23 protein-coding genes and 2 tRNA genes are annotated in these 24,730 nt (G+C 62.5%); 12 read left to right on the top strand and 13 right to left on the bottom strand.

What is annotated here, in order from left to right:
• Positions 1-129: 129 nt before the first annotated feature.
• Positions 130-684 (bottom strand): flavodoxin family protein, encoded by a 555-nt coding sequence (locus FRAAU_RS12390; RefSeq protein ID WP_014403865.1) that lies wholly within the window; start codon positions 682-684, stop codon positions 130-132.
• A 115-nt stretch (positions 685-799) separates the two neighbouring features.
• Between FRAAU_RS12390 and FRAAU_RS12395 the strand changes: the two genes are divergently transcribed.
• The gene (locus tag FRAAU_RS12395) at positions 800-1,219 is read left to right on the top strand and encodes a winged helix-turn-helix transcriptional regulator (RefSeq protein WP_014403866.1); all 420 of its coding nucleotides are present in this window, start codon (positions 800-802) and stop codon (positions 1,217-1,219) included.
• Positions 1,220-1,414: 195 nt separating this feature from the next.
• On the opposite strand, the gene FRAAU_RS12400 is transcribed toward FRAAU_RS12395, so the two are convergent.
• The 6 genes from FRAAU_RS12400 to FRAAU_RS12425 form a co-directional block, all read right to left on the bottom strand.
• Positions 1,415-2,008: a DUF2058 family protein gene (locus FRAAU_RS12400; protein ID WP_014403867.1), complete on the bottom strand. Its 594-nt coding sequence runs from the start codon at positions 2,006-2,008 to the stop codon at positions 1,415-1,417.
• Positions 2,009-2,068: 60 nt separating this feature from the next.
• A complete protein-coding gene (locus FRAAU_RS12405) occupies positions 2,069-2,293 on the bottom strand; it encodes a SlyX family protein (RefSeq protein ID WP_014403868.1) in 225 nt (74 codons plus the stop codon).
• Positions 2,290-3,633 carry a UDP-glucose dehydrogenase family protein gene (locus FRAAU_RS12410; protein WP_014403869.1) on the bottom strand — a complete coding sequence of 448 codons (1,344 nt, stop codon included), beginning with the start codon at positions 3,631-3,633 and terminating at the stop codon, positions 2,290-2,292. The genes FRAAU_RS12405 and FRAAU_RS12410 overlap by 4 nt, the downstream gene beginning before the upstream one ends.
• A gap of 86 nt (positions 3,634-3,719) precedes the next feature.
• Positions 3,720-4,331, bottom strand: coding sequence for a C40 family peptidase (locus tag FRAAU_RS12415; RefSeq protein WP_014403870.1), 612 nt, complete (start codon positions 4,329-4,331; stop codon positions 3,720-3,722).
• 244 nt (positions 4,332-4,575) lie between these two features.
• Positions 4,576-5,292 carry a YggS family pyridoxal phosphate-dependent enzyme gene (locus FRAAU_RS12420; RefSeq protein WP_014403871.1) on the bottom strand — a complete coding sequence of 239 codons (717 nt, stop codon included), beginning with the start codon at positions 5,290-5,292 and terminating at the stop codon, positions 4,576-4,578.
• A complete protein-coding gene (locus tag FRAAU_RS12425) occupies positions 5,285-6,712 on the bottom strand; it encodes a M20 family metallopeptidase (protein WP_014403872.1) in 1,428 nt (475 codons plus the stop codon). The genes FRAAU_RS12420 and FRAAU_RS12425 overlap by 8 nt, the downstream gene beginning before the upstream one ends.
• Before the next feature lie 201 nt (positions 6,713-6,913).
• On the opposite strand from FRAAU_RS12425, the gene FRAAU_RS12430 reads away from it, so the two are divergent.
• The 5 genes from FRAAU_RS12430 to FRAAU_RS12450 all read left to right on the top strand — a co-directional run bounded on the left by FRAAU_RS12430 (position 6,914) and on the right by FRAAU_RS12450 (position 12,753).
• A complete protein-coding gene (locus FRAAU_RS12430) occupies positions 6,914-7,297 on the top strand; it encodes a ComEA family DNA-binding protein (RefSeq protein ID WP_014403873.1) in 384 nt (127 codons plus the stop codon).
• A 178-nt stretch (positions 7,298-7,475) separates the two neighbouring features.
• A complete protein-coding gene (locus tag FRAAU_RS12435) occupies positions 7,476-7,952 on the top strand; it encodes an SET domain-containing protein-lysine N-methyltransferase (protein ID WP_014403874.1) in 477 nt (158 codons plus the stop codon).
• An 82-nt stretch (positions 7,953-8,034) separates the two neighbouring features.
• The gene (locus FRAAU_RS12440) at positions 8,035-8,487 is read left to right on the top strand and encodes a DUF4442 domain-containing protein (protein ID WP_014403875.1); all 453 of its coding nucleotides are present in this window, start codon (positions 8,035-8,037) and stop codon (positions 8,485-8,487) included.
• Between the two features lie 160 nt (positions 8,488-8,647).
• Positions 8,648-10,495 (top strand): M14 family metallopeptidase, encoded by a 1,848-nt coding sequence (locus tag FRAAU_RS12445; protein ID WP_014403876.1) that lies wholly within the window; start codon positions 8,648-8,650, stop codon positions 10,493-10,495.
• Between the two features lie 104 nt (positions 10,496-10,599).
• Positions 10,600-12,753, top strand: coding sequence for a M13 family metallopeptidase (locus FRAAU_RS12450; protein ID WP_014403877.1), 2,154 nt, complete (start codon positions 10,600-10,602; stop codon positions 12,751-12,753).
• A gap of 223 nt (positions 12,754-12,976) precedes the next feature.
• Here FRAAU_RS12450 and FRAAU_RS12455 read toward each other — a convergent pair whose 3' ends face one another.
• Together FRAAU_RS12455 and FRAAU_RS12460 are read right to left on the bottom strand one after the other, a co-directional pair.
• Positions 12,977-14,137 carry a PilT/PilU family type 4a pilus ATPase gene (locus FRAAU_RS12455; protein WP_014403878.1) on the bottom strand — a complete coding sequence of 387 codons (1,161 nt, stop codon included), beginning with the start codon at positions 14,135-14,137 and terminating at the stop codon, positions 12,977-12,979.
• Between the two features lie 34 nt (positions 14,138-14,171).
• Positions 14,172-15,209 carry a type IV pilus twitching motility protein PilT gene (locus tag FRAAU_RS12460; RefSeq protein ID WP_014403879.1) on the bottom strand — a complete coding sequence of 346 codons (1,038 nt, stop codon included), beginning with the start codon at positions 15,207-15,209 and terminating at the stop codon, positions 14,172-14,174.
• Positions 15,210-15,379: 170 nt separating this feature from the next.
• On the opposite strand from FRAAU_RS12460, the gene proC reads away from it, so the two are divergent.
• Together proC and FRAAU_RS12470 are read left to right on the top strand one after the other, a co-directional pair.
• Positions 15,380-16,207 (top strand): pyrroline-5-carboxylate reductase, encoded by an 828-nt coding sequence (gene proC / locus FRAAU_RS12465; RefSeq protein WP_014403880.1) that lies wholly within the window; start codon positions 15,380-15,382, stop codon positions 16,205-16,207.
• Entirely contained in the window at positions 16,204-16,776 is a 573-nt protein-coding gene (locus FRAAU_RS12470) for a YggT family protein (RefSeq protein ID WP_014403881.1), read from the top strand. Before proC ends, FRAAU_RS12470 begins: the two co-directional genes overlap by 4 nt.
• A gap of 214 nt (positions 16,777-16,990) precedes the next feature.
• On the opposite strand, the gene rlmB is transcribed toward FRAAU_RS12470, so the two are convergent.
• Together rlmB and rnr are read right to left on the bottom strand one after the other, a co-directional pair.
• On the bottom strand, positions 16,991-17,737 hold the full coding sequence (rlmB, locus tag FRAAU_RS12475) for a 23S rRNA (guanosine(2251)-2'-O)-methyltransferase RlmB (protein WP_014403882.1): 747 nt from the start codon (positions 17,735-17,737) through the stop codon (positions 16,991-16,993).
• Positions 17,730-20,354 carry a ribonuclease R gene (gene rnr / locus FRAAU_RS12480; protein ID WP_014403883.1) on the bottom strand — a complete coding sequence of 875 codons (2,625 nt, stop codon included), beginning with the start codon at positions 20,352-20,354 and terminating at the stop codon, positions 17,730-17,732. Before rnr ends, rlmB begins: the two co-directional genes overlap by 8 nt.
• A 48-nt stretch (positions 20,355-20,402) precedes the next feature.
• Here rnr and FRAAU_RS12485 point away from each other — a divergent pair.
• The 4 genes from FRAAU_RS12485 to FRAAU_RS12500 all read left to right on the top strand — a co-directional run bounded on the left by FRAAU_RS12485 (position 20,403) and on the right by FRAAU_RS12500 (position 22,038).
• A tRNA-Leu gene (locus tag FRAAU_RS12485) sits at positions 20,403-20,487 on the top strand.
• A gap of 92 nt (positions 20,488-20,579) precedes the next feature.
• A tRNA-Leu gene (locus FRAAU_RS12490) sits at positions 20,580-20,664 on the top strand.
• Positions 20,665-20,899: 235 nt separating this feature from the next.
• Positions 20,900-21,214 carry a DUF1153 domain-containing protein gene (locus FRAAU_RS12495; protein WP_014403884.1) on the top strand — a complete coding sequence of 105 codons (315 nt, stop codon included), beginning with the start codon at positions 20,900-20,902 and terminating at the stop codon, positions 21,212-21,214.
• Entirely contained in the window at positions 21,214-22,038 is an 825-nt protein-coding gene (locus FRAAU_RS12500; protein ID WP_014403885.1) for an IS3 family transposase, read from the top strand. The genes FRAAU_RS12495 and FRAAU_RS12500 overlap by 1 nt, the downstream gene beginning before the upstream one ends.
• A gap of 204 nt (positions 22,039-22,242) precedes the next feature.
• Here the strand turns inward: FRAAU_RS12500 and FRAAU_RS12505 are convergent, their stop codons facing one another.
• Both FRAAU_RS12505 and FRAAU_RS12510 read right to left on the bottom strand, forming a co-directional pair.
• Positions 22,243-23,517: a GmrSD restriction endonuclease domain-containing protein gene (locus FRAAU_RS12505; RefSeq protein ID WP_014403886.1), complete on the bottom strand. Its 1,275-nt coding sequence runs from the start codon at positions 23,515-23,517 to the stop codon at positions 22,243-22,245.
• Between the two features lie 371 nt (positions 23,518-23,888).
• Complete coding sequence (locus tag FRAAU_RS12510; protein ID WP_014403887.1) at positions 23,889-24,668, bottom strand: FKBP-type peptidyl-prolyl cis-trans isomerase; 780 nt, start codon at positions 24,666-24,668, stop codon at positions 23,889-23,891.
• Between the last annotated feature and the right edge of the window lie 62 nt (positions 24,669-24,730).

A 24,730-nucleotide genomic window follows, 5' to 3' on the forward strand; every position in this document is an offset into this window, starting at 1 on the left:
TTGCCCTTGCCGGGCCTCTGAAAACAGACGGACCGCCTTGGCGGTCCGTCTGTTTTTTGTCAGCCTGACGGAACACCCTCGTCACTCCGTGATGACCAGTCATGTCTGTCAGCAGGCCGACAGCCCGGATCAACCGTGCAGACGCCCGGCCACTTCGGCCACGCGCACCGCATAGCTCTTGACCGTCTCCAGATCACCGGAGGCAATCTCTTCCACACTGGCGTCTGCCGGCGACTGCACCAGGGCACCGACCGAGCCGCCCAGATTGTTGATATCGGCGCGGGTCGCGGCCTTGGTATTGGCCGGCGCCAGCCCCAGGCTGACCCAGATGCCGCCATGCTGCGAAGCCAGGGTCTGCAGGGCGATCAAGGTGACCTGCTTGTCACCATTCAGGCTGGCACTGTTGGTGAAACCGCCGAAGACCTTGTCCTGCCAGGCACGCGCGAACCACTTCTTGGAACTGGCATCGGCGAACTTCTTGAACTGCCACGGCGGTGCGGCCATATAAGTCGGGGTGCCGAAGATGATGGCCTGAGCCTCATCCAGCTGGGCCCAGCCGGCCTCGCTGACATGGCCCTCGGCATCGATCTCGACCAGTTCCGCCCGGGCCGCCTGAGCCGCCACCTCGGCGATGCGCTTGGTATGCCCATAACCCGAAAAATATACGATCACTGTCTTTGCCACGCTGAACTCCTCTGCCGGAATGGCGAATATCGAATCAACCTGGTTCGGATGGTATATTTAGGAAACCTGCACAACAAGAAGTTACCTCAAGGTAACCACCCCTGGAGCTCACCTCATGTCCGCCCCTTCCGCCAAGCCGCCTCGAGATGCCGCGCAGCGAGGCTACAACGTCTATCAGCAAGACTGCCCTGCCCGCCAGATGCTGGATCGACTGGCCGACAAATGGTCGCTCCTCATCCTCACTCACCTGCGGACGGGGCCTGGACGCTTCAATCAGTTGCGCCGCGATATTGGCGGCATTTCGCAGAAAGCCTTGAGCCAGAGCCTGCGGAAACTGGAACGTGACGGACTGGTCAACCGCGAGGCCTTCGCCACGGTGCCGGTGACCGTGGAATACTCTCTGACCGCCCTGGGCCTGTCGCTGGCGGTCCTGGTGGATCCATTGGCGGCCTGGGCGGAGGCTTCGATCGATACCGTGCTGCAGGCCCAGCGCAACTATGATCAACGCCATGCCCCCAAGCCAGACACCCACTGAAGCACGACTGATCTGCCCGAAGACGGTATCACCGCACTTGGCGGCAACGTCATGCCTGTCCATCTCAGGCCGACCACCGCCACGCAGCACAGGCCTGCGCGTCGACGCCGGTGGCGCGCAGGCTATCGAACCTCACGGCTCAACCATGGCGGACAGACCGATGCAGAGCGACTGCAAGGGCCTCGCCCTCACGGTTCACCACATCAGGTCGTCGGGAATGCCATCCTCGTCCACGCCGCCCTGACCCGGCTCCACCAGCAAGGCAAGAACCCGCGGCTCCAGCGTCTGCACCTCAAGGGCGATATCGCGACTGACCAGCAGATAGCGGCCATCTTTCTGGACCACGCCCAGCTCACCGGCATTGAGGGCCTTGAGCTGCTCGTCATTGACATAGATCCGGCGAATCTTGCCGCCATAGGTGAAGTGACGGACCTGCTCGGCCGCCTCGATATTCAAGGCTTTGCCTTCCAGCAGCTGCTGCAGCTTGAGCTTGCGCTCGCGCTTCTGGCGAGCCTTTTCGGCCGCCTCGGCCTCCGCCTGACGCTTTTCCTTCTGCTCGACCTGGGCACGCACCGCCCAGGCCTTGGCCAGATTGATGTCCTCCCCGTCCCCCGCCGCTTTGCGCGAAGAGACCGGATGGCCGCCCCCCTTGCCACGCAAAGCCGCGCCGGACTTGGCGGCGGCCCGTCCCTGCCCCGGCTTGCTGCCGGCCGGCCTTGCAGGGCGTGTTTCGGGCACCTGTTTGGCAATGCCGCTCTTGAGCAACTGCTCGCGCAGTGAATCGGCCATGAGAATACGGAACTCCGGAAGCTGAGGGGCCGGCATGAAACCATACCGGCCGATGGGCAATCAATAGTGCGGCGGCGGGGGTTCGGAATGTGCATCGCCACCATGAGCGCTGCGAACCGTCTCCAGCTCGTTGCGCAGCTGCCGGATCACACGCTCAAGCGCCACGATCTGCTGGGCCTTGGCCGCATCGGCATCCAGCAACTGGTTGAGGGCATCATCGACAAAGGCCAGCTTGATCTCGACCTCGGTCAGCCGCTCCGCCAGTGCCTCGTCTTGCGCGCTCATGCCGACACCGCCAGGCTGCGACCACGACCGATGCCGTAGTAGGCCAGGCCGGCCTGTTCGACCACCTCCGGCGCATACAGATTGCGTCCATCCACGATCACTCCGGCGGCCAGCGCCTGCCGCAGCCTGGTGAAGTCGGGGCTGCGAAACACTTTCCATTCAGTGACGATCACCAGCGCATCGGCCCCCTGCACGGCCTCGTCAGCACTGGCACACAGCTGCAGATCGGCACGTTCGCCCCAGATCCGACGCGCCTCGTCCATGGCTTCCGGATCATAGGCCCGGACCGTGGCACCGGCCTGCCACAGTGCAGCCAGCAAGGTACGACTCGGAGCTTCGCGCATATCATCGGTATTGGGCTTGAAAGCCAACCCCCACACCGCGATGCAACGTCCCTTCAGATCTCCCTGAAAATGCCGGCTCAGAATCTGGAACAGCCTTTCCTTCTGGGACTGGTTGACGGTCTCGACCGCATGAAGCAGACGTGCATCGTAGCCCTCGGCCGTCGCCGTGCGCAGCAAGGCCTGCACATCCTTCGGAAAGCAGGAGCCGCCATAACCGGCACCGGGATAGATGAAGTCATAGCCGATCCGTGGATCGGAGCCGATGCCCTTGCGGACCAGCTCGACATCGGCGCCGACACGCTCGGCGATATTGGCGACCTCGTTCATGAAGCTGATCTTGGTGGCCAGCATGGCATTGGCGGCATACTTGGTCAGCTCGGCCGAGCGCTCGTCCATCACCACCATGCGATCGTGATTGCGATTGAAAGGCGCATACAGCTTGCGCAGCACCTCCACGGCGCGCGCACTGGAGCTGCCGATCACGATGCGATCCGGCCGCAGGCAGTCGACGACGGCATTGCCTTCCTTCAGGAATTCGGGGTTGGAGACCACGTCAAAGGAAATCTCTGCACTTCGTACCTGCAATTCGGCCTGGATCGCCTCCCGGACACGGTCGGCGGTCCCGACCGGCACGGTCGACTTGTCCACGATTACCGAATAATGCTGCAGATGCCGGCCGATGGTGCGCGCGACCGCCAGCACATAGCGCAGATCGGCACTGCCATCCTCGTCCGGCGGAGTCCCTACCGCAATGAAGATCAGATCCGCGCGGATCACGGCCGGGCCCGGATCGGTGGTGAACTCCAGCAGACCATCCGCCGCATGACGATGCACCAGCGGCTCCAGACCAGGCTCGAAAATCGGCACCTCGCCCTGTTTCAGACGACGGACCTTGTCCTCGTCGACATCCACGCACACCACCCGGTTGCCCATCTCCGCCAGACAGGCGCCGGTGACCAGACCGACATAACCGGTTCCAAAAATCGTGACATTCATCGAACAGCCGAAATCGAACGCAGGGGCCCGTACTCTAGCATCTGGCCACGACGAGGCAAGCCGCGGCCGCAGAAGCCGCAGTCAGCTCAGCTGTTGTCGCCCAGACTGTTGGCGATCGCCTCGGGCCGCTTGGCCCCGGCAAAATGATTCGACCAGTAGCTCTGGTCCAGATTGCTGACCTCCACGGTCTTGCCCGTGGTCGGCGAATGAATGAACAGACCGTTGTCCAGATAGATCCCGACATGGGAGATCCGGCCATGCATGCCTGCCGTGCGGAAGAACACCAGATCACCCGGCTGCATCTCGCCGCGACGCACCTTCAGCCCTTCCATGTACTGCGAGGCCGAATTGGTGGGCAGGTGCGAACCGATGGCATGCTCGAACACATAGCGGACGAAGCCGCTGCAGTCGAAACCGGTAGACGGGTCATGACCACCGCGGACATAGGGGATATGCCGCAGCTTCAGGGCCAGATTGACCAGGGTACGCCGCAGCTGGTCGTTCTGCGCCAGCATGTCGTCGGCATTCTCTTCACTCGCCTCGGTCGCCGCAGCCGCCGCCGGCACCACATGTCCGGCCAAGGTCATCGCCGGTGCCAGTGCGGCCAGCGGATTCAGCAGCGGGCCGGGAATCACCGTCGTGGCAGCGCCTGACGCCGGAGCTGTGACGGGAGGGGCGGGGGTGGCCGACAAACTCATGGCAGCGGATGCGCCGAAAAAAAGCACGACAGCAGCGGTCAATCGTTTGATTGGCATGCGAGAAGCCCCGAGGCGTGATGGTTGTAGGCGAGACGGCCTGCAGAGGCGGCTGACTCAAAGGATGTCACCGAAAATAGCAAACGCCGCCCGGGCAAATGTTTTATTAATGTTAAATGCGGCAACAAACTTGAAATAGATGAAAAGGAGTGATAACCGTCACATCCCGGTCTCCCATCTCATCGACTCAAGCGTGCAGCGGCGGGCGCGGACCGAACAAGGCGCTGCCTATCCTCACCTCGGTGCTGCCTTCGGCAATCGCCTGCGTGAAATCACCGCTCATCCCCATCGACAGGCGCGGCAGCGGCTGCCCCAGTTGCTGCTGTGCCTGCTCGCGCGCCTGCCGCAGGGTGGCGAAGCAGCGCCGGATCTCGGCCAGGTCGTCCGTCTGCGTGGCCACCGTCATCAGTCCCTGCACGCGCAAGGCCGGCAGGCGGCTCAAGCCCCGCAGCAACGTCTCCAGCTGCTCGGCCGGCACGCCGTGTTTCTGTGCCTCGGCGGCGGTATGCACCTGCACCAGCACATCGATCGAGCGCCGTGCCTGCTGCAGATAGCCATCCATCCGCTGAGCCAGTTCAAGCCGGTCCAGCGACTGCCACTCGCCGATCAGGGCCGCGGCCTGTCTGGCCTTGTTCGATTGCAGATGACCGATCAAGACCCAGGTCGGCGCCGCCGCACCCAGTACGGCCTGCTTGTCACGGATTTCCTGGACCCGGTTTTCGCCGAAACGGGTCCAGCCCAGGGCCTGGCCCGCCGCCACGTGATCGGCGCCGAAGGTCTTGCTGACCGGCAGCAGATCAACCTCCCGCGGCAACCGGCCTGCGGCATGACAGGCCCGGTCCAGGGCCTGCCGGACGGCAAGCCAACGCTGCTGCAATGCCAGACCCAGCTCGATCTCAGGCATCGGCGTGACCCTGCCGGCCATGCCTGGCGATCACATCGGCCACGACCATGGTCAGCTTCTTGCCGGTGGGGATATGCAGAAACTCGTTCGGACCATGTGCATTGGAGTGGGGTCCCAGCACGCCGGTGATCAGAAACTGGGCCTGCGGAAATTTCTCGCCCAGCATGCCCATAAAGGGAATGCTGCCGCCCTCACCCTGATACATTGCCGGCGCATTGAAATAAGCCAGCGAAGCCTCGTCCACTGCCGCCTCCAGCCACGGCGACAAGGCCGGCGCATGCCAGCCGCTGCCATCCTTCTCCAGCTCGAAATGGACCTTGGCGCCATAGGGCGGATCACGTTCCAGCTCGGCCTTGATCCAGTCCCCGGCCTCGCTCGCATCCAGGGTCGGCGGCAGCCGCAGACTCAGCTTCAAGGCCGTTTTAGGCCGCAGCACATTGCCGGCCAGTTCCAGTGACGGAAGGCCGTCGACGCCGGTAATCGACAGCTGGGGGCGCCAGGTCCGGTTCAGGACCAGCTCGGCCAGGTCCTCAGTCACCGGAGTCAAACCCTCGACCCGCGGAAACTTGTCGTAGACCTCGCTGCCCAGCACTTCGGCCACGCGGCGGGCCTGCTGCCGGCGCTGCTCGGGAATCTCCACCTGCAGCACTTCGGGCTTGATGGTGCCGGTGGAAGCATCTTCCAGTCTCGACAGCAGTTCGCGGACAATGCGGAAGCTGGAAGGCACGATGCCCGAGGCATCGCCCGAATGCACGCCTTCGGTCAGCACCTCGACCTGCAGGCTGCCGCCGACCAGACCGCGCAAGGAAGTGGTCAGCCACAGCTGATCGTAGTTGCCGCAACCCGAGTCCAGACAGACCACCAGCGACGGATGGCCGATGCGTGCCGCCAGATGATCCACATAGAAGGGCAGATCATAGCTGCCCGATTCTTCACAAGCCTCGATCAGGATCACGCAACGGGCATGCGCCACGCCTTGCTCGCGCAAGGCCAGCAGCGCAGCCAGCGAGCCGAAGATCGCGTAGCCGTCGTCCGCGCCACCGCGACCGTACAGCTTGTCACCTCGCAATACCGGGGCCCATGGCCCCAGCCCCTCGCTCCAGCCCGACATTTCCGGCTGTTTGTCGAGATGGCCGTAGAGCAGCACGGTATCGTCCGTCTGGCCGGGCACTTCGATATAGATCAGCGGCGTGCGGCCTTCCAGTTCGATCACTTCCAGACGGGCTTCCGGCCACGCCGCCAGCTTGCCCCGCGCCCAGCCGGCCAGCTGCTGCACGGCCCGGTCCATGTGCCCATGGGCTTTCCAGTCGCGATCAAACATCGGCGAACGGTTGGGAATCCGGATGTAGTCCATCAGCTGGGGCACGATTTCGGCGTCCCACAACTGGGTGATTGATTGCGACAGACGTGTCCGGTCCATAAGCCTTGGCTCCATTCAACGGCATGGGAAAGCCTTCAAGAATACACCCGCCACTTGGGCCAGGGGCAGTCTCCGTCGCAACCTCAGCCTGCGCTGACAGACAAACCCGGCCTTCCCCCAAGCCCCGATCAGGCCATGCCCGACATCGACAGCCTGCCCAGCGGGTGATGCTGAAACCCACTTTCCGTTGCGGAGCAGATCATGAACCACCGTCCCCTGTTGCGGCTGCTGTCCCTGATGCTGACCGTACTGCTGACCATGCCGTTGCTGGCGGCTTCCCCCGTCAACATCAATACCGCCGATGCCGCCACCCTGGTCGAAGGCCTGCAAGGCATCGGCCGGGCCAAGGCAGAGGCCATCGTGGCCTGGCGGCAGGCGCATGGGCCCTTCAAATCCCTGGATGAACTGGAACAGGTCAAGGGCATCGGCCCCTCCATTCTGCAGCGCAACCGCGATGCCATCGCCTTCGGAGCCGCAAAGGCCAAGCCCTCAGGCAAATCCCCGGCGACCGTCAGGCCCCGTCCCGGCAAAGCCGGCAAGGCATCGACCGACCGTAGCCCAAGGCCGACTCCGGCCGGCGGATAAATGCCATACCGGGCCATCACTCCGGGCCGCCATGGCGGCGATGCGCCAGCAAGGCCATGCCCAATCATCCCGGCCCAGTCATTCCAAGGCGAGCGGCGATGACTGTACGAGTCGCCCCTGCACGCCGAGGCCACTGATCGCTACACTGCCCATTCCTGATCGCCCGCCGGCCCTGCGCATGATATTGCCAAGTTACAAGATCGCCCCCTCCTTGCTGCCGGGTGCAGGTCTGGGCCTGTTTTTGACGGAACCGGTATCCGCCGGCCGGATCATCACCGCGCCTGATGCCATTGACCGGACCTGGACCGGGCGGCAACTGGCAGAGCAGCCGGAGCTGGCCGGGCTCCAGCACACAAGCGCCCGCTGGTTCGAAGACCGCTACACGGTGTCGCCGGACTGGCCGGACGAATGCTATCTGAACCACAGTTTCGAACCGACCGGGCTCTGGCATCTGGGCTTCGTGTTCGCCATGGACGAACTGCCCACCGGCTGCGAGATCACCATCGATTACCGGCACCTGCTGCCGCCCGGCATCAGCGAGGATTTCACCGATGCCCTCACCGGCCAGACCATCACCGGCTGGACCTGGGCCGACAGCCTGCGCATCAGCACCGAGGCCCTGGCCGCACTGCTGTCCGGCGCCGGCCGGACCTGATTCCGCAGAACGGATCATTCACCGCCATACGCAAAGGTATGGAAGGTTTTTATAATGTCGCCAGCCTCCCATGAGCACCGGCATGAAACCTGCAAATTTCCGTCGCCTGATCAATCTCTGGCCGCCCTATCTGCTGAACAGCATCCGGGTGCAATCGATTGCACGGGACTGGTCGGAAGCCAGAGTCGTGCTGCACTTGCGGCCCTGGAACCGGAACATCATGCGGACCCAGTTCGGCGGCAACCTGTTTGCCATGATCGATCCGATGCCCATGCTGCTGGCCATGCGACAACTGGGAACGCACTACCATGTCTGGGACAAGGCGGCGGAAATCGACTTTGTCGCTCCGGGGCGAAGTCATGTTCACGCCACCATCCGGATGCCTGCCTGCGCCATGGATGAGATCCGCAGCGCCGCCCAAACCGGCGACAAGGTGCTGCGCTGGTTCGATATCGACATCTGTCATGCCGATGGCAGCCCCGTGGCGCATGTCCGCAAGCAGCTGTATGTCCGTCTAAAATCGCAACACCGCTGAGCCATGCCAGGCCCTGCAGGCGCAGGCTGAGGGAAAATCGCAGGCATCTCGCCTCCACCACGCTTCGGGTATGCTCGGAGTCGGGGAGCGGTAAACCGGCCTGCGCGCGGCAAGGCCATGTTTGCCGCCACGTCACTATCTCGATCGGCAGCCTGCATCCATGAGACCAAAGCATCTTCATTGCCAGCTGCGAGGGCTGGCCATCCTCGCGTTCGCCTGCCTGAGCCTTCATGCCAGCGAGCCGGATCACTGGATCACACCAGCCGAAGCCAGCCATTTCCAGACCACACCGGACCCTGAGACTTCGCTGGCCTATCTTCGCCGACTGGCGCAGGCCGCGCCGCAGCGCCTGCAACTGGAAACCATCGGCCGCTCGCCGGAGGGCCGCCCCATGGTTGTCGCCATCGCAAGCCGCGACGGCGTCTTTGATCCCGAGACGGCCCGCGCGCGTCATCTGCCGGTGGTCCTGATTCAGGGCGGCATCCACCCGGGCGAGATCGAGGGTGCCGATGCCGGCCTCATGCTGCTTCGCGACTTCGCCTTGCAAGGCCGGCAGCGCCACCTGGCCGACCATCTGGTGCTGGTCTATCTTCCGGTTTTCAGCGTGGACGGGCTGGCCAACAGCTCGCCCTGGCACCGGATCAACCAGAACGGCCCTCAAACGCAGGGTTTCCGTGGCCAATCGCAGTATCTCAATCTCAACCGGGATTACATCAAGGCCGATGCGCCTGAAATGCGCGACTGGCTGCGCCTGTGGAACCATTGGCGGCCTGATGAGTTCGTCGATATCCACACCACCGACGGCGCCGATTACCCCTATGACCTGACCTGGTATACCGAGGATCCGCACAAGCTGGACCCGGCCGTGGACCAATGGCAGCAGACCCTGATGCACCAGCTGCTTCCCGCCTATCAGGCCGATGGTCATCTCGCCTCACCCTATCTGGAGTTCAGGGACGGCAGGGATCCCTCGAAGGGCATCGAAAATTTCGGTTCGGGCCCCCGTTTCTCCACCGGCTACGCCGCGCTGCAGAATCGTCCCGGGCTTCTGGTCGAAACCCATATGCTCAAACCTTACGGCGTCCGGGTCAAAGCGGTATATGACCTGGTGGCAGAGTTGCTGGGCCAGATCAACCGCCATCCGGAGGCCCTGCTTGCCGCCACGACTCGGGCCGATGCCGACACCGTGGCGACAAGCGATCAGACTGACCACCCGATCCCCCTGACCTTCAAGCTGGACCCGGTGCCGACCCGTCACGAATTTCGTGCCTATGCCTGGACCTTGAGCGCAAGCGCGATTTCAGGCCAATCGTGGATCCACTATGACCGCTCACGACAACGGACGCTGTCGATCCCCGACTGGAACCGGCTGCTGCCGGATATCAGCGTCACGGAGCCAGCAGCCTATGTGATTCCCGCCCCCTGGACCGTCATCATCGACCGGATCAAGGCCCACGGCCTCCGCTACCAAAAGCTGCCGCAAGCGACCACCCTCACCGCGCAGAGCTATCAGCTCAGTGATCCGGTCTGGGCCAGCCATCCTTTTGAAGGCCATTTGATGCTGACCCGGTTTGCCCAATCCCGGCAACCACGTACCGTCCGGCTGCCGCCCGGCTCGATCGTGGTCCCCATGAACCAGCGGGCCGCACGGGTGGCCATGGCCCTGCTGGAGCCTCAGGCGCCCGACTCCCTGCTGCACTGGGGGTATCTGAACGCGATTTTCGAAGCCAAGGAATATGGCGAGCCACGGGTGCTTGAACAGCTGGCCCAGGACATGCTGATCAAGGATCCCGACATGAAAGCCGCCTTCGATCACAAGCTGGCCAGCGACCCGGCCTTTGCCGCCGATCCGCAGGCCCGACTGCAGTACTTTTTCGACCGATCCCCCTGGCATGCGGCCCAAGGCGTGGGCGCCTATCCGGTGTTGCGGCTGGATGCCGCCGAGCTGGCCCGACTGCAAGCCCAGCCCCAACCCGCCACAGAGCCACGGTCGTCCGGCCACACCTGACTTTTGCCACTGTACAAAGTTCCGGCCCCTTCTTTAGTCTTGAACTACAGTCACCCGTTTCATACCCCTGTGCCAGTCACAGGTCTTTTCCATTGAGGGATGTCATGACCAAAACGTATTTGAAGCCGCTGACTCTGGCCGTCAGTGCCTGCCTCGCCCTGTCGGCATGCAGCCAGCCGGATTCGAACGACCATCAGGCTCCGGTGGCCAGTGGCAGTGTCGCCGGCGCCCGCAGCGCGGCCGCACCGGTCAGCTCCAGCGCGGTACCGGCAACGGCAACCAGCAGTGCCTCGGTCTTCAATATCCAGGACCTGGACACGAGTGCGAACGCCTGCAGCGACTTCAATACCTTTGTCAACGCCAAGTGGGTCGCCGCCAACCCGATTCCGGCCGACCGCAGCCGCTGGGGCGCCTTCGACCAGCTGGCCGAAAATGCCCTCAACACTCAGCACGATATTCTGAATGACGCCGCCAAGAATGCCGGACAGGCCAAGAGCGGGTCGATCGAACAGAAGCTGGGCTGGCTGTATCAGGCCGGCATGGACGAGTCCGCCATCGACAAGGCCGGGTTCGATCCCATCAAACCGCAGCTGGCCAAGATCGCTGCCCTCAAGGACAGCAAGGAACTGGTCGACTGGCTGGATGACAGCTATGCCAATGGCGACGGTTATGTTTTCAGCTTCGGCTCGGGCACCGATTTCAAGGATGCGCGCAAGACCATCGCCTTCGCCTTCCAGGACGGTCTGGGCCTGCCGACCAATCAGTATTACACCGATCCCAAGCATGCCGACGAGCGCAAGGCCTACCAGGCCTACGTCGCCAAGACCCTGGAACTGACCGGCGTGCCGGCCGCCCAGGCGGCCAAGCAGGCCGAACAGGTGCTGGCACTGGAAACCGCGCTGGCCAAGGTCTCGCTGTCGCCGGAACAGATGCGTGACCTGGACAACGAATACCATTTCGTCAGCTTCAAGCAGGCCGATGCGATCACCCCGCACTTCAGCTGGGAGAAATTCTTTGCCGCCCAGGGTGTCGCCCAGGGCGAAGGCTTCTCGCTGTCGCAGCCCAAGTTCTTCGCCGGCTTCGATCACCTGCTGACCACCACCCCGATCGATGCCTGGAAGGCCTATCTGAGCTTCCATACCATCGACAGTGCTTCGCCTTATCTGGCCAAGAACTTCCAGGACAACCGTTTCGATTTCTACGGCAAGACCCTGTCGGGGCAGCCCCAGCAGCAAGATCGCTGGAAGCGCGTGGTGCATGCCGTCAACGGCGCCATGGGCGAAGCCCTGGGCCAGCTGTTCGTGGCCCGCACCTTCACCCCCGAAGCCAAGCAGCGTGCCGAAGATCTGGTCAACAATGTCCGCGATGCCCTGAAGAACCGCATCGAGAACCTGGACTGGATGACGCCGGAAACCAAGGCCAAGGCCATCGACAAGTGGAACAAGTTCCTGCCCAAGATCGGCTATCCCGATCACTGGCGTGACTGGTCCGGCCTGGCGATCAAGCCGGGTGACTTCTACGGCGACATCGAGGCGGCCGGCAAGTTCAACTACCAGCATGATCTGGCCAAGATCGGCAAGCCGACCGATCGCTCGGACTGGATGATGACGCCGCAGACCGTCAATGCCTACTACGATCCCAGCACCAATACCATCAACTTCCCGGCCGCCATCCTGCAGCCGCCCTTCTTCTATGCCAAGGGCGACGACGCGATCAACTACGGCGGTATCGGTGCGGTCATCGGTCACGAATCCAGCCATGGCTTCGACGACCAGGGCAGCCAGTTCGATGGCGAAGGCAACCGTGCCAACTGGTGGAGCAAGGCCGATGCCACCCAGTTCAAGGCCCGTACCGCCAAGCTGGTCCAGCAGTTCGACGCTTACACGCCGATCAAGGACAAGCCGGACCTGCACGTCAACGGCAATCTGACCCTGGGCGAGAACATCGCCGATCTGGGCGGTCTGAATGTCGCTTATGACGCCTTGCAGACGGCCCTGAAGAAGAACCCGAAGGAAGCCGACACCAAGATCGACGGCTATACCGAAGACCAGCGTTTCTTCCTGAACTGGGCTCGCGTGTGGCGTGGCAATGTCCGCGAGAAGCAGGCCATCCTGTATCTCAATGTCGATCCGCATGCTCCGGCTGCGCTGCGTGCGATCGCGGCCCCGTCGAACATGCCTGCCTTTGCACAGGCCTTCCAGTGCAAGGCCGGCGACGCGATGGTCCGTGGCCAGGACAAGCAGGTCAAGATCTGGTAAGTCCGCTTCCGGAGCCTTGATCCGGAAAAAGGCCCGGGGCGCATCGCGCCCCGGGCCTTTTTGCAATCACTTGCCCCTCCTATGGCGACCTGCCGACAAGCCGGCACATCACCGGAAACGCGGGGAACGTATGGCGACAGAGGCCAGCGGACATTCGCGATCAGACCGGGCCGGTGTCACCGTCAGCATCGCTGGGCTGCCCTCGCCCAAGGGGCGCCGGGCTTCAGGGCCGACGGGTATCGAACAAGCTGTCGCCCTCGTCCATCTGCTGCAGACTGATCTTGGAAGTCTCGGCCAACAGTGCGTTGGCACTGCCCGGGGTCGCCAGCTTGATCTGCAGCCGCACCTCGTTGGCACTGTCGGCATAGCGCAAGGCGTCTTCGTAGGTGATCTTGCCCTGCTGATAGGCATGGATCAGGCTCTGGTCGAAGGTGCACATGCCGGCCTCGTTGGAGTTGCGCATCACCTCCTTGATTCTGACGATGTCACCGGTACGGATCAGGTCCTGCACCAGCGGCGTCCCCAACAGTACTTCGAGTATCGCCTGCCTGGACTGGCCGTCTGGACGGCTTACCAGTTGCTGGGCCACGATCCCTTTCAGATTCAGCGACAGATCCAGCAGCAGATGGGCATGCTGATCGGCCGGGAAGAAGCTGATGATGCGCTCGATCGCCTGGTTGGCGTTGTTGGCATGCAGGGTGCACAGGCATAGATGCCCGGTCTCGGCGAAGTTGATGGCATATTCCATGCCTTCGCGCGTACGGACCTCCCCGATCAGGATCACGTCGGGCGCCTGTCGCAAGGTATTCTTCAGTGCCGATCCCCAGCTCTCGGTATCGATGCCGAGCTCGCGCTGACTGACGATGCAGCCTTGATGCCGGTGCACGAATTCGATCGGATCCTCGACGGTGATGATATGCCCGGTCGAATGGCTATTGCGATAGCCCAGCATCGCTGCCAGCGTGGTCGACTTGCCGGTGCCGGTCCCGCCGGCCACGATCACCAGACCGCGCTTCATCATGGCCAGCGAAGGAATCACCGCCGGCAGACTGAGTTCGTCCACCGTCGGAATCCGCGTCTCGATCCGACGCAGCACCGCGCCCATGCTGCTGCGCTGAAAGAACGCCGACACGCGGAAACGGCCCACGTCACGACGGCTGAGGGCGAACTGGCATTCCCTGGTCTGCTCGAATTCCTGGATCTGGGCCGGACTCATCATGCCCAGCACGATGTCGCGGGTCTGGACATCACTGAGCGGCTCCGCATCGATGGACTTGACCTCGCCATTGATCTTCAAGGCCGGCGGCGCCCCGGCAGTGACGAACAGGTCCGAAGCACCCCTCTCGACCATGGCGGTCAGCCAGCCATCGATCATCTCGCTCATTGCGTGCTCCGAGCCAAAGCCATGTCCATCCTCCTCAGCGCATCGGCTCGCGGGTACGGGAATAATTGGCCGCTTCCATGCGGGTCACCACCCCTTGCTGCACCAGTTGCTGCAGGCACTGGTCCAGGGTCTGCATGCCGAATTGCTGCCCGGTCTGGATGGCCGAATACATCTGGGCCACCTTGTCTTCACGGATCAAATTGCGGATGGCCGGCACCGCGACCATGATCTCGTGTGCCGCCACCCGACCGCCATTGACCTTTTTCAGCAGGGTCTGGCCGACCACGGCCCGCAAGGATTCGGAAAGCATCGAGCGGACCATGGATTTCTCGCCCGCCGGAAACACATCGATGATGCGATCGATCGTCTTGGCCGCCGAACTGGTATGCAAGGTACCGAACACCAGATGGCCGGTTTCGGCGGCGGTCAAGGCCAGCCGGATCGTCTCGAGATCCCGCAATTCACCGACCAGGATAAAGTCGGGATCCTCGCGCAGCGCCGAGCGCAGGGCCTCGTTGAAGCCCTTCGTGTCGCGATGCACCTCGCGCTGGTTGATCAGGCAACGCTGCGGCGTATGCACGAATTCGACCGGATCCTCGACAGTGAGAATATGTCCGTAACGGGTGCGATTGAGATGATCGATCATCGCCGCCAGCGTGGTCGACTTGCCCGAACCGGTGGGCCCGGTCACCAGCACAAGCCCCTGCGGCTGATCGATCAGGGACTTGAAGATGGCCGGCGCGCCCAGGTCGTCCAGTGACAGTACCTGACTGGGGATGGTCCGGAACACCGCTGCCGCACCGCGACTCTGGTTGAAGGCGTTGACACGGAAACGGGCCAGATCCGCCAGCTCGAATGAAAAGTCGGTTTCGAGATCCTGCTCGTAATCACGCCGCTGCTGATCGGACATGATGTCGTAGATCAGGCCATGCACCTCGGTATGATCCAGCGCCGGCAGATTCAGGCGACGAATATCGCCATCCACGCGAATCATCGGGGGCAGCCCGGCCGACAAATGAAGGTCCGAAGCCTTGTTCTTGACAGAAAAGGCCAACAGCTCGGCGATATCCATGCAACACCTCTTGCAAGCACCCAACGATCATGAAGAATGGAGCCTGCCTCAGGCCGACCCTTTCCATGTCCCAAGCTCGTGATGGTACTCCACCGCCGGGGTCCGTCGCTGCCGAAGGCGGACAAAAAGCCAGGCCCGGCCTTTTCCTCAGAACTTCCGGAGTTGAGACAATGCCCCGTATCGCCTTCGTCGGCGCCGGCAACATGGCCCGCAGCCTGATCGGCGGCCTGGTCCGGACCGGCCTGCCAGCCGCCTCCATCCGCGCCTCCAGTCCCAGTGAGGAAACCCGCCAGCTGGTCGGGAGAACCTTCGGCATTGCCACCTTTGCGGACAACGCCCGCTGCGTGGAAGAGGCCGAGCTGGTGATTCTGGCCACCAAGCCGGCAAAGCTGCCCGAGCTGCGGCAGGAACTGGCGCCCCTGTTCCGGCAGTACCGTCCGGTGCTGCTGTCGGTGGCGGCCGGCGCCCAGCTGCAGCAGCTTGGACGCTGGTTCGGTGCCAGCCTGCCCATCATCCGCTGCATGCCCAATACCCCGGCCCTGATCGGCGCCGGTGCCAGCGTCCTGTCCGCCAACCGTCATGTCACTGCGCCTCAGCGTGCCATGGCCCAGCAGGTACTCGACACCTGCGGACTGACCCGCTGGGTCGACGACGAAAACCTGATCGATGTGGTGACCGGGCTGTCCGGTTCGGGGCCGGCCTATTTTTTTGCCTTGGTCGAAGCCATGGAGCAGGCCGCGATCACCCAGGGCCTGCCGGCGGACACGGCTCGCGCGCTCGCCGCCCAGACCTGTCTGGGCGCCGGCCGCATGCTGGTCGAAAGTCACGAGTCGGCCACCGTGCTGCGGCAGCGGGTGACCTCGCCCCGAGGCACCACTCAGGCCGCGCTCGATCGCTTCGCGGCCGATGGGTTACCATCCATGGTCAGCCGCGCCATGCAGGCTGCCACTGAGCGCAGCCGGCAGCTGGCCCTACAACTGGAAGAACCGACACCGTGAGTTATCTGCTGCAAGCCCTGACCCTGCTGATCCAGGTCGCCTTTTCCTTTGCGATTGGCTTGTTCGTGATCCGGGTGCTGGCCGAAGCCTGCCGCGCCGAGTTCCAGAATCCGCTCAGCCAGCTGATCTACCGCTACACCAACCCGGTGGTCACGCCGATCCGGCGCTGGGTGCCCAACTGGAAGCGGGTGAATCTGGCCGCGGTTCTGGTGGCCTGGCTGCTGAGCACCCTCAGCCGGGGCCTGCAGCAAGGCTTGCTGGGCGGTCGCCTGCCGGCGCCCCTGGGGCTGGTAGTGCTGGGCACGGCCGATCTGATCGATTTCACCCTGGTGTTCTATGTCGCCATGATCTTCGGCTGGACCTTGAGCAGCCTGTTCGGCGGCGACCGGCGTCATCCGGCCGCACGGCTGCTGGGGCAGTTGATCGAGCCGCTGCTGCGACCGTGGCGGGGCCGCCTGGCCTTCGGCGGCATCGATTTCTCGCCCACCGTCGTCATGCTGGCCCTGCTGGTGGCCCGTATCCTGGTGGTCGGCCCCTTGCGGGCGCTGGGCTACGATATGGGCGGCTGAGCCGCCCGGCCTCGGCATCATGTCGATGCCTGAGCGACTGCAGCAATGCATCAATAGATGGGCTGCCGGCCTTGCGGCCTTGCCATGCATCGAGCATGCCCGACGCGGGGGGCCGCATCGCCTGTCCTCAAGGACGCACTGACGCTGCGACGCGCCCGACCAGCCGCCCTCTGCCCGCCGACCGCCCCGACGGCGGGCCGGTCGACGGATCCGCTTACTTCAGGGCACCGCGCTGGCGCAGCACCTCGAACAAGGCCACGCCGGTCGCCACGGAGACATTCAGACTCTCCATCTCGCCCGGCATGGGAATCTTGGCCACGTAGTCACAGGTATCCCGCGTCAGGCGACGCAGCCCCTCCCCCTCGCTGCCCATGACCAGCGCGGTCGGCCCGCTCAGATCCAGACTGTAGAGCGACTGCCCGGTATCACCGGCCAGTCCCGTCAGCCAAAGACCGGCATCCTTCAGCTGGCGCAGGGTACGGGCCAGATTGGTGACCGCGATCAGCGGCACCAGATCGGCGCCACCGGCCGAGGCACGATGCGCCACGGCGGTCAGTCCCACGGCCCGGTCCTTGGGCACGATCACCGCCGTCACCCGGGCCGCCGCCGCACTGCGCAGGCAAGCCCCCAGATTGTGCGGATCGGTCACCCCGTCCAGCACCAGCACCAGAGCCGAAGCACCGGCCGCTTCCAGCAGCGCCGGCAGATCCGACTCGGTGGCCGCCACGCTGGCCTCGCAGCGGGCGGCCACGCCCTGGTGGCGGGCACCGCCACTGACGGCTTCCAGCTGCTCGCGACTGACAGGGCGCAGATCGACGCCGCGCGCCTTGGCCATGTCCCTCAGCCCCTGTACCCGCGGATTGCGCTGGCCATCCTCGAACAACAACTCACGGACCCGCTCGGCGCCTTCCTTCAATACGGCCTGCACCGGATTGATACCGACAATCCAGGACTCACTCATGACTTGCTTTCACCTTCTTTTTACGTGAGCGACGGGCCTTGCTGCCAGACTTCCGGTTCGACTTCACCGGCTCGGCGGCCACTGCTGCCGGGGCCGTCGCGGTCGCCGATTTTGCACCGCGCCTGCCCTTTTTGCGAGCCGGCTCCACTGCCTGGGCCTGCAGCACATGCGGCGGCAAGGGCGGCAACTCGGGCAGCGCCGGAATCGTGGAGACCCTCGCCACCGGCTTGCGCTCGTTCCGCGCCGTCTTGGATCCTTTCTTCGCCTTGGCGGCCGGCTTGCCGGCATCGGAGACCAGCCGGAAATCGATCTTGCGATCCTCCAGGCTGGCCCGCAGGACCTGGATACGCAGCCGGTCACCCAGCCGGAAGGACTGCCCCGAATGCTCGCCGCTCAGCATGTGGCGAGCGGAATCGAAGTGGTAATAGTCGTTCGACAGCTGGCTGATATGGATCAGTCCGGACACTTTGGAAGCATCCAGCTCGACGAACAAGCCAAACGAAGTGACGCCGGTGACCACCCCGTCGAATTCGCTGCCGACATGCTTTTCCATCCAGGCGCATTTGAAACGCTCGGTGACGTCCCGCTCGGCTTCCTCGGCCCGCCGCTCGCGCTGCGAACAATGCAGCGCCATGTCTTCCATCCGTTCGGCGCTGTAGCTGTAGCTGCTGGCCTTGCGGCGGCCGATGGCATGGCGAATGGCCCGGTGCACCAGCAGATCCGGATAGCGCCGGATGGGCGAGGTGAAATGGGCATAGGCCTCCAGCGACAGGCCGAAGTGGCCGTGGTTGCTGGGCTGGTAGGTGGCCATGCTCTGCGAGCGCAGCAGCACCGACTGGATCAGCTCACGCTCGGGCCGGTCCTGAATCTCGGCAATCACGCGGGCAAAGTCGCCCGGCGTCACCTCGGCGGCCGAAGGCATGCGGATCTTGAATTCGCGCAGGAAGGTCCTGACGTCCTCGTATTTCTCTTCCGGCGGCGGCAGATGCGCACGGTACAAGGCCGGGATGCCCTTCTTCTCCAGATACATGGCCGCCTGCACATTGGCGGCGATCATGCATTCCTCGATCAGCTTGTGGGCATCATTGCGCTCGGTGGCGCCCATCGACACCACTTCGCCATGGGCATCAAGCCGGAACTTGACCTCATGCGATTCAAAATCGATCGCCCCGCGACGACGGCGCTGCGCGGCCAGCAACTTGTACAAGGCATGCAGATGCTCCAGCTGCGGCAGCACATCGGCGACTTCCTCGCGGGCATCGGCATTTTTCAGACCCACCGCCTGCCAGACCTTGTTGTAGGTCAGACGCGCATGGGACAGCATCACGGCCTGGTAGAACTTGGACTTGCTGACCTCGCCATCGGCATCCACGGTCATTTCGCAGACCATGCACAGCCGCTCCACCTTGGGATTGAGCGAGCAGATACCGTTGGAGAGGCTCTCCGGCAACATCGGCACCACGAAACCCGGGAAATAGGTCGAGGTACTGCGCTCATAGGCCTCGGCATCCAGCGCCGAACCGATCGGCACATAGTGCGAGACATCGGCGATCGCGACGATCAGGGTATAGCCACCGCCACGGCGCGGCTTGGCAAACACCGCATCATCGAAGTCGCGGGCGTCCTCGCCGTCAATGGTGACCAGCGGCACGTCGCGCAGATCCACCCGGCCCTCCCGCTCGGCCGCGGTGACCGTCGGCGACACCTTGTTGGCATCGGCCAGCGCGGCGGCCGGCCACTCATGCGGCAGGTCATGGCTGGCAATCGCCATTTCCACCAGCAGCGAAGGCTGCAGACGGGCGCCCAGCACGGCCACGATGCGACCGATCGGACCACGCGCCACCGTCGGCGGCGAGGTGATCTCGGCCACCACGATCTGGCCGTTGCTGGCGCCCTCGGCCTGCCCCTCGGCTACCAGCAGGTTCTGGCAGATCCGGCGATCATCAGGAATCACCAGCACCACCCCATCCTCGATCGAAACCCGACCGATGATGCGGCTGACTCGACGCTCCAGCACTTCGGCAATGGCCCCCTGCCGGCGGCCACGGCGATCCATGCCGACCACGCTGGCCAGTACCCGGTCACCATGCAGCACGCTGCGCATCTGCTGCGGCGACAGATACAGATCATCGCCGCCATCTTCGGGGCGTACAAAACCGAAGCCCTCGGTATTGGCGATGACCACACCGGTCAGCAGATCCAGCTTCCGTACCGGCCCCAGGCCGCCACGGCGGCCCTGCAGCAACTGGCCGTCACGCAGCATCGCCCCCAGCCGCTTGTGCAAAGCGAACAGATCACGTTCTTCGGTCAACTGCAGGGATTCGGCGATCCGCGCCTCGGTCAGCATCTCTCCCTGCGCCTCAAGCAGGCCCAGAATGGCCTCCCGGCTCGGAATCGGTCGCTCGTAGCGCTCGGCTTCGCGCGATGCAAAGGGATCGCCAGCTGCCGCGACGGGAGGGCGTCTGGTCTTGGCCGACCCTTTTTTCGCGGCCGGTCGACCACGCGGTGCATTGTTTTTTGTCACCAGATTACCTTTCTGTTTGTTCCGGTTGCTGACCCTGTCGATGATAGGGCCGAAAATAAATTTAAGAAATTCGTTGACAAGCATATACGACATGACTATTCTTTGCGGCTCACGAAGTCACCCAGTGACGACGTGACACCTGCCCAGGTGGCGGAATTGGTAGACGCACTAGTTTCAGGTACTAGCGGGTAAAACCGTGGAGGTTCGAGTCCTCTCCTGGGCACCAAGCATTTTCGGAAGCGACAGGTTCACCCCTGCAACGCATCCACAAGGAAGGCCGCCGACCTGCGGACTTTCTCGATTTTACAGCAAACACCTGCCCAGGTGGCGGAATTGGTAGACGCACTAGTTTCAGGTACTAGCGGGTAAAACCGTGGAGGTTCGAGTCCTCTCCTGGGCACCATATTCGATGGTCTCATCGACTGATGACATCATCAAACGGAAAACCCGCCATCGTGCGGGTTTTTTGTTGTCCCGGTCGCAGCGAATGCAGGGACGTGACCGGGCGGCCACCCTCTTCTTGCGCAATCCAGCTCCGCAGTACGGTCTGCAGACGATGCGCAGCTCAGGCACTCGGCATCCTTGTAATGACCCACTGAAAACCTGCTCAGGTGTTACTTTCCCCGAAGGAGACACCGATGAGCGAGATGATGGACGAAGAGATCAAGCGCTGGACCGCCCGGCGCAAGTCGGCACTGGTCCTTGAGATCATCCAGGGCAAGACGACGGTGGCCGCAGCCAGCCGGCAGTTCGATCTGACCCCAGCAGAAATTGAAGGCTGGGTGGAGGACGGCAAGCGCGGCCTGGAGAACGCGCTGCGGGCCAAGCCTGAGGATGTACGCGAGCAGTACGAGCGGCAGTTGAAGGATTTGCAGGAAGCCTACGGCGAGGCCATGCTGGAGATCCGCGCTCGAAAAAAGCTGGCGTCCCTGCTGGGAAAGGACGAGAGCTGATGCACTCGGTCCAGCAGGATTTGAAAGCCGAGGGTATCGCTGTCCCGATAACCAAACTGTGCCAATGGTTCGGCGTAGCCCGTCGCACGACGTACTACAAGCCGACCAGGTCAGCGGCCAAGGTGAAGCCGGAGCTGGCCGAGCCGATCAAGGCGATGATCGAGGCCGAGCCTTCACTCGGTTATCGCACGGTCGCCGCGTTGCTTGGCATGAACAAGAATACGGTGCAGCGGATCTTCCAGCTGAAAGGCTGGCAGGTGCGCAAGCGAGCGCTCGGCCAACGCCCGCGCATTGAGGCCAAGGTATCGCGTGCCGAGAAACCAGATCAGCGCTGGGCCACCGATCTGTGTCGCGTCTGGGGCGGCAAGGACGGCTGGCTCAGCTTGGCGTTGGTGATCGACTGCAGCACACGGCAACTGCTTGGTTGGCACCTGTCGCGGACCGGAAAGGCCAGCACGGCCTCGACAGCCCTAGAGCATGCGCTCATCACGCGCTACGGCACACTCGGCCGGGTGCGAGAGCCGTTCCTGCTGCGTTCCGATAACGGCTTGGTCTTCACCAGTCGCGACTACACGCGGCTGGTGCGCAGTTACGGCCTGAAACAGGAGTTTATCACCCCGCATTGCCCGCAGCAGAACGGGATGGTCGAGAGAGTAATCCGCACGCTAAAAGAGCAATGCGTACACCGACATCGCTTCGAGAGCCAGGTCCATGCTCTGCGTGTGATCGCCGATTGGATCGCCTTCTACAACCAACAACGCCCGCATCAAGCACTAAAGATGATGACCCCGGATGCGGCCTATGCCGCTACATTAACCGCATGACCTGAGCAGAAAGTGGTGGGTCATTACATTTGCGGATGCCCCAGAGGTACGTACTCTAGCAAAGTTTGTCGTCAGCAAGGAATGGGAAAAAAGACCCAGAGCAATTGCGAAGCATTGTTGAAAAGCATAGGGTCCGTATGACACTCCTTTGCCGTTTGCGTCGAGGTGTGGAGGCGGCGAGTTTGACTTCGCCACCAACCGTAATCAGCTGACTTTCTTTGCAGCAGAAGTGTTGCATTGCACGCAAAGACAACGCCCGTTCTTCAGACTAGTCACTCCACCATGAGACCATTGAATTTGATGGTCTGCATGCATCTCATCCAGCTCAACTTCTATGCCGCACATCGCGCACTTTTTCCCCCCAAGAATCCAGATCGCCAGGCGCTCCTCATCAGTAAATGCCCGCTTGGTATCCTTCAATTGAACATCGGGGTACTCAAGAAGAAAGTATCGAACCAGGGTTGCGGTGCGCTCCCTGAGACTATTCAGATCATTGGTTCCTTGCTGCATTAGACGCCCGAACTCGATCAGCGCGTTATCCCGCTGTTCCTCGGCTTTATCTAAGTTGCTCAAGCGGTCAGCTTGAAATTTTTCCAAGAAGGACCGAATTTTCGTGTAGAGTGCCGGATCAGCGTACTCGGCCAACACCTTTTTTACAAAGATGTAGTACAGCGGCGGGTATGCCTGCTTGGATAGCAGAGGATCTGCTTTCTTGAAGACTCGCCTCATCGCAGACAGCTGATCCGAGACGCGCTTAAGCAACCCGTCCCTCGCAGCAGCTGACATGTTCCTGCTCTTAGAAACCATTTCATCCAAGAACTTCTTCTTAAGGTCGGCGAACATTCCGCTGCCCGCCTGACTCGCCTCTTCAAGGCGAAGAACCTTTGCCGCAATCTCAAGATGCTGGAAACGGGAGTTCTTAATTTTAAGGTTCTCTGAGAACCACTTATCTTTCGCAACCTCGCGTATGAGCTTCGACATCTCGCCGCCCATGGCATTTCGCTTTTCTGCCGCGTTTAGCGGCTCTCCGTTATTCAATCGAGAAAAAAGCTCCTCGATGTCGTCATCGCCCGCATTCTGGATTAGAACAACCGACAGGGATGTTCCCTTGAACTCCTCCCGCCAATATTCCGACATGTCAGTAAACTTAGATCCGCCAGCAGGCGCGTCTTGACCAGTGCGAGCCTCAATTAGCGCGAAATCATCCGCAAGTTTGAGCATCCCCTGCATGAACTCAAATATCGCGTGCAGCCGTTGCTTCCCATCTACTACCGCGAACTCATGAAGCCCATTGGAGCCTCGCAGGTCGTGAAAGTACAGCTTGGGTACGTCGAAGCGATTCAGAATCGAGTCGATAAAGAGCTGCTGCTTATCTTTAGACCATACTGCCGACTCACGCTGATACTCGGGGCTTTCGTTGATCGCGTTTCTCGTTATCCAGAGTTTTGAGATAGGAAACTGTTGGTCGATGCAGTGCATGTGTCTCGTCCTTAGAGCGCGAATTTTCAGATGAAGATAACAGAAGACCTGGCCGCTTCGACGACCGGCCGCAACTAGTTAATGCTGAAAGTCCAGTCCGCACGGACCTACTTTCGCATCAAAGACTTCCAAGCCGCGTCAATCCTCGACGATTCTGGCGAATCTCGTCCGGACCTTTCGCCCGGAAGAATGGTCGATGGGCGGCCTCGCTTCCGCACTTCTTGCCCGTGCGGAAGCGCAGTAATCATCACCTGCGCCCCGCCTTCTGCAGCCCACAAAAAAAGGCGAAGACCTCAGTCTTCGCCTTTTCTCGATCCATCCGCCCGCGACCCTGAGGACGGAGGCGGATCGACATCCGCGAGGGCTGACGATTACTCGCCGGCACCACCCGGTGCCTGGCCGCCAGCCGCGCCGCCAGCCGGGGTCGGACCGGTCTTGACCAAGGTCACATCGAAGACCAGGGTCGCATTGGGCTGCATCGGCGGCTGCGGACGCGCGCCATAGGCGAGGCTGGCCGGGATGAAGAACTTGTAATGGCCACCGGTCTGCATCAGCTGCAGGCCTTCGCGGAAACCCGGAATGACATTGGCCAGCGGAATCGAAGCCGGGCCATTGCCGTGGTGAGCGGAGTCGTCAAACACCTGGCCATCAAGGAAAGAGCCCTTGTAGTTCACCTGGACAGTGTCATTCGGGCCCGGGCGCGGACCGGTACCCGGAGTGATCACCTGGTACTGCAGACCCGAAGCGGTCACCTTGACGCCGGGGGCGCTCTTGTTCTTCGCCAGGAAGGCCGTGCCTTCAGCCTGGTTCTTGGCACCCAGACGTGCCATTTCAGCTTCGAACTTGGTACGCAGCTGATTCTGGAAAGCCTCACCCACCTTCTGGGCTTCGGCATCGGTCATGGTCGGCTTCTGGCCAGCCAGAGCGGCCTGCAGGGCACGAGCCACGATCGCCGGATCAATCTCTTCACGAACCAGCGGCGGCAACTGGCCGGCCAGCTGCCAGCCGACCAGATAGCTGGCCTTGGCCTTGTCGACAACGGGAGCTGCGGCGGTCGAGCCTGAGCTCTTCTGGGCCATCGCACCCGCGCTCACCCCCATGGCTACGGCCAAGGCGACCGCCGTCAGTGTGGGACGCAGAAAATACTTCATTCGAAACTCCCTCGATTTGGTTTTTCGTACAGGCTGGACACGCCTCCGCAATCGGAGGCAGG

Source organism: Frateuria aurantia DSM 6220 (genome assembly GCF_000242255.2).
GTDB lineage: Bacteria > Pseudomonadota > Gammaproteobacteria > Xanthomonadales > Rhodanobacteraceae > Frateuria > Frateuria aurantia.

What these genes read in the sequence shown, in the direction of transcription:
- FRAAU_RS12395 (WP_014403866.1), top strand. Translation starts at nt 800, where the DNA reads ATGTCCGCCCCTTCCGCCAAGCCGCCTCGAGATGCCGCGCAGCGAGGC.
- FRAAU_RS12400 (WP_014403867.1), bottom strand. Translation starts at nt 2,008, where the DNA reads ATGGCCGATTCACTGCGCGAGCAGTTGCTCAAGAGCGGCATTGCCAAA.
- FRAAU_RS12405 (WP_014403868.1), bottom strand. Translation starts at nt 2,293, where the DNA reads ATGAGCGCGCAAGACGAGGCACTGGCGGAGCGGCTGACCGAGGTCGAG.
- FRAAU_RS12410 (WP_014403869.1), bottom strand. Translation starts at nt 3,633, where the DNA reads ATGAATGTCACGATTTTTGGAACCGGTTATGTCGGTCTGGTCACCGGC.
- FRAAU_RS12415 (WP_014403870.1), bottom strand. Translation starts at nt 4,331, where the DNA reads ATGAGTTTGTCGGCCACCCCCGCCCCTCCCGTCACAGCTCCGGCGTCA.
- FRAAU_RS12420 (WP_014403871.1), bottom strand. Translation starts at nt 5,292, where the DNA reads ATGCCTGAGATCGAGCTGGGTCTGGCATTGCAGCAGCGTTGGCTTGCC.
- FRAAU_RS12425 (WP_014403872.1), bottom strand. Translation starts at nt 6,712, where the DNA reads ATGGACCGGACACGTCTGTCGCAATCAATCACCCAGTTGTGGGACGCC.
- FRAAU_RS12430 (WP_014403873.1), top strand. Translation starts at nt 6,914, where the DNA reads ATGAACCACCGTCCCCTGTTGCGGCTGCTGTCCCTGATGCTGACCGTA.
- FRAAU_RS12435 (WP_014403874.1), top strand. Translation starts at nt 7,476, where the DNA reads ATGATATTGCCAAGTTACAAGATCGCCCCCTCCTTGCTGCCGGGTGCA.
- FRAAU_RS12440 (WP_014403875.1), top strand. Translation starts at nt 8,035, where the DNA reads ATGAAACCTGCAAATTTCCGTCGCCTGATCAATCTCTGGCCGCCCTAT.
- FRAAU_RS12445 (WP_014403876.1), top strand. Translation starts at nt 8,648, where the DNA reads ATGAGACCAAAGCATCTTCATTGCCAGCTGCGAGGGCTGGCCATCCTC.
- FRAAU_RS12450 (WP_014403877.1), top strand. Translation starts at nt 10,600, where the DNA reads ATGACCAAAACGTATTTGAAGCCGCTGACTCTGGCCGTCAGTGCCTGC.
- FRAAU_RS12455 (WP_014403878.1), bottom strand. Translation starts at nt 14,137, where the DNA reads ATGAGCGAGATGATCGATGGCTGGCTGACCGCCATGGTCGAGAGGGGT.
- FRAAU_RS12460 (WP_014403879.1), bottom strand. Translation starts at nt 15,209, where the DNA reads ATGGATATCGCCGAGCTGTTGGCCTTTTCTGTCAAGAACAAGGCTTCG.
- proC (WP_014403880.1), top strand. Translation starts at nt 15,380, where the DNA reads ATGCCCCGTATCGCCTTCGTCGGCGCCGGCAACATGGCCCGCAGCCTG.
- rlmB (WP_014403882.1), bottom strand. Translation starts at nt 17,737, where the DNA reads ATGAGTGAGTCCTGGATTGTCGGTATCAATCCGGTGCAGGCCGTATTG.
- rnr (WP_014403883.1), bottom strand. Translation starts at nt 20,354, where the DNA reads ATGTCGTATATGCTTGTCAACGAATTTCTTAAATTTATTTTCGGCCCT.
- FRAAU_RS12495 (WP_014403884.1), top strand. Translation starts at nt 20,900, where the DNA reads ATGAGCGAGATGATGGACGAAGAGATCAAGCGCTGGACCGCCCGGCGC.
- FRAAU_RS12500 (WP_014403885.1), top strand. Translation starts at nt 21,214, where the DNA reads ATGCACTCGGTCCAGCAGGATTTGAAAGCCGAGGGTATCGCTGTCCCG.
- FRAAU_RS12505 (WP_014403886.1), bottom strand. Translation starts at nt 23,517, where the DNA reads ATGCACTGCATCGACCAACAGTTTCCTATCTCAAAACTCTGGATAACG.
- FRAAU_RS12510 (WP_014403887.1), bottom strand. Translation starts at nt 24,668, where the DNA reads ATGAAGTATTTTCTGCGTCCCACACTGACGGCGGTCGCCTTGGCCGTA.